This window comes from Rathayibacter sp. AY1C9 (genome assembly GCF_002932315.1).
Lineage (GTDB): Bacteria > Actinomycetota > Actinomycetes > Actinomycetales > Microbacteriaceae > Rathayibacter.
In genome coordinates this window covers 1-1295 of the sequence record NZ_PSVZ01000062.1, presented here as the reverse complement: position 1 = coordinate 1295, position 1295 = coordinate 1, and the positions used below count along the sequence as shown (strand labels likewise).

Genomic DNA, 1295 nt, shown 5'->3' with positions numbered 1-1295 from the left:
GTGGAGTCGGGCCCGCCTCCTCCCTAGCCTCGAAGGGAGAGAAGGGCGGGATCGTGGACACGGACACCGCACGGCTCGGCGCCTACCTCCGGGGGCACCGCGACCGGCTGCGCCCCGACGAGGTCGGGCTGGGCGCCGACGGCAGGCGCCGCGTCAGCGGGCTGCGCCGCCAGGAGGTCGCCGTGCTCGCGGGGATCAGCCCGGACTACTACCTGCGGCTCGAGCAGGGCAAGGACCGCCGCCCCTCGGCGCAGGTCCTGGACGCCCTGGCCCGGGCGTTCCGCCTCGACGCGGACGGGCGGGACTACCTCTTCCGGCTCGGCGGGCACGCCGCGCCGCGCCGCTCACCGATCTGGGCGCAGGCCGGGCCGACCCCGGCGCAGGTCGGCAGCCTGACGAGCATGGTCTCGTCCTGGACCACGACGCCCGCCTACGTGGTCGACCGCTACCTGGACCTCGTCGCCGTGAACGAGCTCGGCCGCCTGTTCCTCCCCCTGGCCTGCGAGCAGGGGACCAACATGATCGAGGCCGTCATCGACGCCGCGGCGCTCGAGACCGACGCCGAGCGGCACGAGGACTGGGACCGCACGATCGCCGTGATGACGGCCGCCCTCCGCTTCCACTCCGACCCGGCGGACCCGCGTCTGCGGGTCCTGGTCGCCTCGCTCGGCGGCCGCTCGCGGGTCTTCCGCCGCGTCTGGGCGAGCCAGGAGGCGTATCCGCTCCGCGAGGGCTCGTCGCCGGTGCGCGTCGACCCCTTCGGCTTCATCGCCTTCCGCTGGCAGACCTTGGAGGTGCACGGAGGCGACCACTTCCTGACCTCCTTCTTCGGCGCCCCCGGCAGCGCCGCGGCCGCCGCGATCGATTTCATCCGGGCCCGCCACCGGGTCGAGGAGTGTCTGCGCGAGGGTGCGATACTCGACGCGTGAAGCGGGACGCGCTCGTCGTCGGTCGGGGATCGGAGCTCGCGCGGCTCCGTCTGATGGTCGAGGGCATCGCCGCCCACGGGTCGGCGCTCGTCATCGACGGGGACGCCGGGGTCGGCAAGACCACCCTGGTCGAGGAGGTCGTCGCCTACGCCCGCGCACGCGATGTGCGGGTGCTGCGCACCGCGGGCTCCGCAGCGGAGTCGGGCGACCAGTACGCGGCGCTGCAGCTCCTCCTGCACCCGCTCCGCCCGGGCCTCGACGGCCTGCCCCTGCCGCAGCAGGACGCGCTCCGCGTGGCCTTCCACCTGGCGGACGGAGTGCAGCCGACGCCGCTCCTGGCCGGCCTCTCGGCCCTGACCCTCCTGA

Annotated in this window: 2 protein-coding genes; both read left to right on the top strand. The window is 74.7% G+C overall.

Annotated features, from left to right (window positions below):
• Positions 1 to 929: helix-turn-helix transcriptional regulator (locus C5D09_RS17020; protein ID WP_146085673.1), on the top strand; the 929-nt coding region annotated here is incomplete at its 5' end.
• Positions 926 to 1295, top strand: a 370-nt coding sequence (locus C5D09_RS17015) for an ATP-binding protein (RefSeq protein ID WP_181135077.1), incomplete at its 3' end; no start/stop codon positions are given. The genes C5D09_RS17020 and C5D09_RS17015, both read left to right, overlap by 4 nt.